The organism is Neobacillus sedimentimangrovi, from assembly GCF_010614825.1.
In the GTDB taxonomy this organism is placed as follows: domain Bacteria; phylum Bacillota; class Bacilli; order Bacillales; family Cytobacillaceae; genus Neobacillus; species Neobacillus thermocopriae.
On sequence record NZ_JAAFZF010000051.1, the window covers coordinates 1 to 7,158 of the forward strand.

A 7,158-nucleotide genomic window follows, 5' to 3' on the forward strand; every position below is an offset into this window, starting at 1 on the left:
CTCCTCCGTTCGGTTTCGGGATTTCGACTCGACGGACGGGTGAGGGCTTGTAGGTTCCTTCTCTCAACGACTGTCGAATGGAGTCCCAATTTTCGTAGAGGTGTCTTCGTAGGTCTTTTACGGACATGCCATCTACTCGCCATCTACTCCGTGACTTCCTTTATTCTGATCGACTCGTTTAAATGCCGCTATGAGATTTTCCCGTGACAAAATCATTTCCATCAACATTGATATCCTCTCCACGTGAACGAATTCCTCTATTTGTGCCATCTTCTGCCCCACCCTCTTGAAGTCCCCCGTGGGATTCACCACTTCCTTCTTCAAGTAAGTCCTATCGGATTGTCTGCTTCCACACAGAAGATGAACGCCTAGCGATTCGTTCTCCTTCATTGTTCAGTCCTTCCTCTTCCATCTCGAGATTGAAAGAGTACTATGACTTCTGCTGATTTCTGACTGTTCAGCTATCTATCACTAGATAGGTTACCAAGGTTACTTGGCGTGCCAGTCAGACCTCCCCGGGTAAGAGTGTAATCTTTCCTTCCATCCATCTGCTTCATTTACTCTGTATCACCTTCGGCAGAAAGGGCTTCGTTTTGATGTGCAAACTCACCCAGTGATACCTAGCCTCATATGAAGTTCGTGTTCCTCAGACCGGAAGTTTGCCGCTCGCTTCCTTCAGATTCCGTGTCGCCACGGACACCCTTGCGTTAAGCTAACTGCTACTTCTGCCTTCGCAGCTCGGGACTTTCACCCTATAGATTACACCCATGCCGGGCGCACACATAAAGCTCCTGTTTAATGACAGGAGCTTAATTAAGTTATAGAACGTTGGCTAAATTTTTTTGTATCAATGCCTCTTTGATTTAACCAATGATAGGTCTCCCCAGAAATAATTAACGGCACATTTTTCACTTTTGAAATACTTTCAGCACCGAGAGCCGTCATAATTATTACCATTTCATTGTGAATACGATCTATTTCATCCATTAGCTTCTCAATACCCTCACGAACTAGGATTTTTAAAAAATAGCCAGCAACCCCAATCGCGTCTGCTCCTAATGACAATCCCTTCAACATTTCGAATGCATTTGAGAACCCTCCTGATCCGATAATAGAAATTGGCTTTTCAATCATCGCGGCTTCAACAATTGAAATCGGGGTGGGAATGCCCCAATCTTCAAAAAAGGTGTATTCTTGTAACCTCCTTTTATTTTCGATTGTAGCAAAATTCGTACCTCCAAATCCTCCGATATCAACAGCCTTAACACCAATAGAAGATAAGGATTGCACTGTTTCTCTCGACATACCAAACCCTACTTCTTTTACAATTACAGGTACCTGAACATGATGAAGGATCGTTTCAATTCTTTTTAAAGCACCTCTAAAATCACGATCTCCTTCTGGCATGGTTAATTCCTGAATGACATTTAAATGGATTTGTAAAGCATCGGCTTCTACCATTTCAATTGCTGCTTTTGCATGCTCCAGAGTTGCTTCACTGCCAAGATTGGCAATGACTACTCCTGATGGATTTTCTTTTCTAACTATTTCATAAGTATATCGTTGTGAAGGATCCTTAATAGCAGCCATTTGTGAGCCTACTGCCATAGCTAATCCCTTCTCTTTCGCAACAATCGCCAGCTTTTGGTTAATTGAATAGGTTTTTTCACCGCCTCCACCTGTCATGGCGTTAATAAAAATAGGCGAACTTAAGTAAAGTTCGCCTATAAAGGAATCTAATCGAACATTGGACACACTGCTATTGGGTAGGCTGTTGTGAAGGAATTTTATGTCATGAAAAGCCGATGAGCTTTTTTGCTCATTTCCCAGTGCAAATCGAATGTGATCCCATTTACGTTGTTCTCTAGACACGAAAAATCACCATTATTTCCCTAAATTCTTAAGTTTATCACCGATCACTTCACCAAGTTGGAAACCTTTTGCTTCCTCAGGAAGTTCGTAATCATGATTTTCTTCAATTTCTTTGTCAAGAAGCTCCTTAATACTTAAAGATAATCGCTGTTCAGCTTCATTCACATCAAGCACTTTTACATTTACTTCTTGACCTTCTTTTAATACTTCATGTGGAGTACCAATATGCTTATGAGCAATTTGTGAAATGTGTACGAGACCTTCTACACCTGGGAAAACTTCTACAAATGCTCCATATGAAACCAATCTTTTGACGGTTCCTTTTAACACACTACCTTTAGGTGCTTTTTCGGAAATATTAGACCATGGACCTGGGAGTGTTTCTTTGATGGATAAAGAAATTCTTTCATTGTCGCGGTCTACGCTTAAAACTTTCACCTGTACTTTTTGACCTTCGTGTACAACATCAGTAGGTTTATTTACATGCTCATGAGATAATTGTGAAATATGAACTAGGCCATCAATTCCACCGATATCTACAAAAGCACCGAAGTCAGTAATTCTTTGAACAGTCCCTTCAATAATTTGTCCAGGCTTAAGCTCTTCTAGGCGGTTTCGTTTTTGCATTTCTTTTTCAGCTTCAACCACTGCACGATGGGAAAGGATTAATCGATTTTTTTCTTTGTCTAATTCGACTATTTTAAAAGTTAATGTACGGCCTTTATAATCACTAAAATCTTCTACAAAGTAGCTTTCAACAAGAGAAGCAGGTACAAATCCACGTACTCCAAGATCTACCACAAGCCCGCCTTTAACAACATCTTTTACCTCTGCTTCCAAAATTTCACCATTTTGAAATTTTTGTTCGAGGCTTTCCCAAGCTTTTTCAGCGTCAATTTTTCTTTTTGAAAGAATTAACGCTTCTTCTTCAACTTTTATTACTTCTAATTGTAATTCTTCACCTTCTGAAACCGCGTCAGAAGCTTTCTCAATATGAAGGCTTGATAGCTCACTGATTGGAATGATCCCATCAAGTTTACTTCCTTGTATATCAACAAGAACCTGTTTTTCTTCTACTTTTCTAACTTGTCCAATTACTTTATCACCCACTTCAAAGCTTTTTACTTCTACTTGATTTAATTCTTCAGCCATATGTAATCCTCCTTAATCCATTGCCTAGCAATACCCACATTTTTCTATAAATTCTGATTAGCGAAAAAAGAATCTCATTTATTAACTTCTTATAAATAATAAGATTTGTCAAGCAGAACCTACCGATACTCTTTAATAAGTTTATGGATTTCTGCCATGATTAATTCAGTTACTTCTTCCGCTGAAGCCTTTGCACTTCGAAGTTCATTCATTGGTAGGGGTTTCCCATAAATAACTTTTAGTTTTCTCAAGCTTTTATAAGGACCAATAATCGCACATGGGACGACCGCGCAATCAGTTCTTAATGCAAAAAATCCGGCACCAGCAAGACCTTTCCCTAGTTCTCCTGTCTTGCTTCTAGTTCCTTCCGGGAAAAGCCCTAAAACATGGCCATCCTTAAGGACTTTGATCCCTTGTCTAAGTGCTTCACGATCATTCATGCCCCTTTTAACAGGGAATGCATGACATTTTCTAACGATTCCACTCAAAACCGGGACTCGAAAGAGTTCTTCCTTTGCCATAAAATGAACCGGTCTAGGAGCAGTAATTCCCACAACAATCGGATCAAAATTATGAATATGATTGGCACAAATAAGTACCCCTCCATTTTTAGGAATCTGATCCATACCAATGGTTTCAATCCGGTACCATGGTTTAAAAATAGAGGAAGCAACTGATTTTGCAAAAGAATAAAAAGTCAATCTTATCCAATCCTTTCATATACAAGAGCCATTATTTTTTCAACTACTTCATCAATATTTAATGACGTGGTATCAATTTCAATTGCATCATCAGCTTTTTTTAATGGAGCTACTTCCCTTTCAGAATCTAATTTATCTCTTCGGGCAATTTCCTCTTTTAATTTTTCCAAGTCTGATGGAAAACCTTTTTGTAAATTTTCATTATGTCTGCGTATTGCCCTCTCATCCACTGAAGCAAGTAAAAATACTTTTACTTCAGCATTAGGTAATACATGTGTACCAATATCACGTCCATCCATTACCACACCGCCATTTTTAGCAAATGCTTGCTGTCTTCTAACCATTTCCTCACGAACTAATTGGTGTTTAGCAACAATGGAAACAGAATTGGTTACTTCCGATGTGCGTATTTCATTTGTCACATCTTTTTGGTCTAGTAAAACTAATTGGCCATGATTTGAAGGCTTTAGATCAATTTCTGTAGATCTAAGCATATTAACTAGCGATTGTTCGTCTTCAAGGTTTAATTGATTCTCAATTGCCTTAAATGTCAATGCCCTGTACATAGCCCCCGTATCAATATAAATATATGATAATTTTTCTGCTACAATTTTTGCTACAGTACTTTTTCCGGCTGCAGCAGGGCCGTCAATTGCAATTGATATTTTTTTCTTATTCATAAATCCTCCTAAAAACATTAAGAATTTCACTATGGTGTCTACCTTTTATTTTACCATAAGTTTCGAACCTACTTCCTTTTTTTTTAGTACTTTAATTAATAAAAATAAGCAGGATACCCCTGCTTATTTATTGTCAGATTGGAAAGTTTGAAGTATTTCGGTAAAAGTGTTCTCATTAACTCCCTCATATTTTGTTAATTGATGGAGTTCTGGTAAAACATTTAATTGGTGAAAAAAGAGTTGTGTGAAAAATAGAAACAAAAACTGGATTATAATAAGCTTGATTAATATTCTTTCGAATTTTTTCAACAGCATCGTCTCCGTTACCAATCTTAGTACTATTATCGGAGTCATTGTTTTTATTTATACCAAACTGAAAAGAGGATTTCCGATTCACACATAACTATACTTAGATATTATAGAAAAAAGGAAAAGCGAATGCTTTCCCTTATAAAGTATCTACGTAAACTTCCTCAGAGTCTTTTAATTTTTCTACGTCCTCCTCAACTCCACTTTTTGCATTAATAAATATCCGATAGGTATCATCACCCATAGTTCCTAAAAACTCATAGCATAATACCTCTTTATCTAAATCATTAATTATTACTGCCTGCCTATCTTCCATGATCTTAAGATTAGGATTTACTTTAGTTTTAGCCTCCTGCATAGATATAGCCGGTTTTTCAATTTCCCTCGTATGGAAAGACTTTAAATATTCTTCTGCAGAGACCCCTACAATATCTCCGTTATCAAGAGCTACCTTAACTTTTACAGATTCTGGATATATTCTAATACCATCAATATTCGTTACGAAATTAAACACACCCACATTATCGTACTGGGTACTTTCTATGACTTCCAAGTTTTTAAAACCAGTTTCCTTCAGAAACTTTGTTGCCCGATTACTCGCTTCATTTAAACTCAATTTCTGTGTAGTAATTTCGCGATTATTAATAAACCAAATTGGATGACCAGCTTTTTTTGTTATATCCATACTTGCTTCTTGACCGGTTTTTTTGTTTCTTATTGAAACACTGTAAAATCCATAATCAGAGCCTTTTCCATTATCAGTGACCTTCACTTCAGCATTACCATCAAAATTCATATATTTTTTAGCAATTGTTATTGCCTCTTTTTTCGTAATGGTTTTACCTTTTATCAATTTAAAATTTTCATCTTTTTTCTGTAAATTGGACATGGACACGCCTTGATCAGATTCCTCAAAACCTGTTACTGTTTTTTCTACAGTTTTAAACCCATCAATTATGGTATTATCTGTAGTTTCTTTTCCTGAGGCAAGTGCCAATTCCACATCCATCCAACGCAAATTATTCTTTAAAACCATATGCTGAACTTTTCTAAGTTCTGCTTGAATTTCTCCAGATTGTTTATAAAGTTGTTTTAATTTTTCATATTCCTCATTACTTAGTGGCTCTTTTTCCAAGTCTCTAGCAGCTGTTCGGTAGGTAAAATTACCAATATTGGCCAAAAACTCTTCCGTCTTATTAAACGGCAATAACGTCAATGGTAGTTGCCCAACATCACTATGTGCTTCAGAGGTTATCCGCCATACTTCAATTAAAGAAGGGGATAATGAATGTTTTGAATTCATAGCTAGTGTTGTACCAATTTTATCGTGCAACAAATCCATCCGATAGGTTAAATCATGAAATGCCCTTTGATAATTGTTTTCTGCATTTAAAAGAATCGCATTTTTCTCTTGGTGTTCTTGATATCCCCAATAGGCCGTACCTGCAACAGCCGCTACCAGTACACCAATTAATATGCCTCTAATCAACTGTAATCACCCCTATTTGCAAAAAATATGTTTGCCTATTCGTTTAATTTGCGGTCTGCTCCATATCCAAGCACTCGTTGCTGTATCTGGGTTAAAATAGTATAATGCTTCTCCTGAAGGATCCCATCCATTAATGGCATCAATCACAGCTTTTTTCGAAGTTTCATTCGGAGTTAACCAAATCTGTCCGTCAGCTACTGCTGTGAATGCCCCTGGCTCAAAAATTACCCCGGATACTGTATTTGGAAAAGAAGAGCTGTTCAACCGATTTAGGATCACGGCAGCAACAGCAACTTGGCCGATATATGGTTCACCTCTTGCCTCGCCATGGACTGCATTAGCCATTAGTTGGATATCATTTTGAGAAAAACCTTTTGGTATGTTAGTTGCAGTTGGTGTCGGTTTCTTGTTCGTTTTCGCTGCGGTGGTAGTAGTTCCTTTATAATTTTTCGTAGCCTTCACCAGTTTTTGTTTTGTAGCCGGTCCTGCTAAGCCATCGATCGGCAATCCAAATTCATATTGAAAATTTCTTAAAGCCCAATAGGTTCTCCATCCAAAGACACCATCAACTTTCCCCGTATAAAAGCCAAGATGTTTAAGCCTTCCTTGGAGTTCAATGACATCATCACCTACAGCGCCATGCTGAATGACTTGGTTCGTGAATGCATGAACTTTATTTGTATCTACAAATGAAACCGGCCAAATCAAAACTGAAAAAAGAAAGAAGGACGTGATTAAAATTTTTTTCATCTTCATGGAATAATAACCCCCAAAGTGTTCTTTTTGCATTATCCCTATTTTTTGTAAAATGACACTTTTTATTCCACAGCATAAAAAAGGGGCTGTCCGGAAAGTGGTATTTCAGCCGAAATCTTTATAAAAGCAAAACCCAAGAATGCTGTTAAATCAACATTCTTGGGTTTTTAATTTGGGTTCATTTTTCTCTTAAATGGAC

At 37.4% G+C, this 7,158-nt stretch carries 7 protein-coding genes and 1 pseudogene; all 8 read right to left on the reverse strand.

Going from position 1 to position 7,158, the window contains the following annotated elements:
- Positions 1 to 228, reverse strand: a pseudogene (locus GZA11_RS13855) (group II intron reverse transcriptase/maturase); the annotation flags it as partial.
- Positions 229 to 813: 585 nt separating this feature from the next.
- The gene (gene fni, locus GZA11_RS13860; protein ID WP_163184218.1) at positions 814 to 1,872 is read right to left on the reverse strand and encodes a type 2 isopentenyl-diphosphate Delta-isomerase; all 1,059 of its coding nucleotides are present in this window, start codon (positions 1,870 to 1,872) and stop codon (positions 814 to 816) included.
- Positions 1,873 to 1,884: 12 nt separating this feature from the next.
- The gene (gene rpsA, locus GZA11_RS13865) at positions 1,885 to 3,024 is read right to left on the reverse strand and encodes a 30S ribosomal protein S1 (protein ID WP_038535886.1); all 1,140 of its coding nucleotides are present in this window, start codon (positions 3,022 to 3,024) and stop codon (positions 1,885 to 1,887) included.
- 119 nt (positions 3,025 to 3,143) lie between these two features.
- Positions 3,144 to 3,725, reverse strand: coding sequence for a lysophospholipid acyltransferase family protein (locus GZA11_RS13870; RefSeq protein ID WP_038535887.1), 582 nt, complete (start codon positions 3,723 to 3,725; stop codon positions 3,144 to 3,146).
- Positions 3,726 to 3,727: 2 nt separating this feature from the next.
- Positions 3,728 to 4,405, reverse strand: coding sequence for a (d)CMP kinase (gene cmk, locus GZA11_RS13875; protein WP_038535889.1), 678 nt, complete (start codon positions 4,403 to 4,405; stop codon positions 3,728 to 3,730).
- Positions 4,406 to 4,528: 123 nt separating this feature from the next.
- Positions 4,529 to 4,759, reverse strand: coding sequence for a DUF5359 family protein (locus GZA11_RS13880; RefSeq protein ID WP_321175678.1), 231 nt, complete (start codon positions 4,757 to 4,759; stop codon positions 4,529 to 4,531).
- Positions 4,760 to 4,853: 94 nt separating this feature from the next.
- Positions 4,854 to 6,203, reverse strand: coding sequence for a germination protein YpeB (gene ypeB, locus GZA11_RS13885; protein ID WP_163184219.1), 1,350 nt, complete (start codon positions 6,201 to 6,203; stop codon positions 4,854 to 4,856).
- A 12-nt stretch (positions 6,204 to 6,215) separates the two neighbouring features.
- Positions 6,216 to 6,959, reverse strand: a complete 744-nt coding sequence (gene sleB, locus GZA11_RS13890; RefSeq protein ID WP_163184220.1) for a spore cortex-lytic enzyme — start codon at positions 6,957 to 6,959, stop codon at positions 6,216 to 6,218.
- Between the last annotated feature and the right edge of the window lie 199 nt (positions 6,960 to 7,158).

What these genes read in the sequence shown, in the direction of transcription:
- sleB (WP_163184220.1), bottom strand. Translation starts at nt 6,959, where the DNA reads ATGAAGATGAAAAAAATTTTAATCACGTCCTTCTTTCTTTTTTCAGTT.
- cmk (WP_038535889.1), bottom strand. Translation starts at nt 4,405, where the DNA reads ATGAATAAGAAAAAAATATCAATTGCAATTGACGGCCCTGCTGCAGCC.
- rpsA (WP_038535886.1), bottom strand. Translation starts at nt 3,024, where the DNA reads ATGGCTGAAGAATTAAATCAAGTAGAAGTAAAAAGCTTTGAAGTGGGT.
- GZA11_RS13880 (WP_321175678.1), bottom strand. Translation starts at nt 4,759, where the DNA reads ATGACTCCGATAATAGTACTAAGATTGGTAACGGAGACGATGCTGTTG.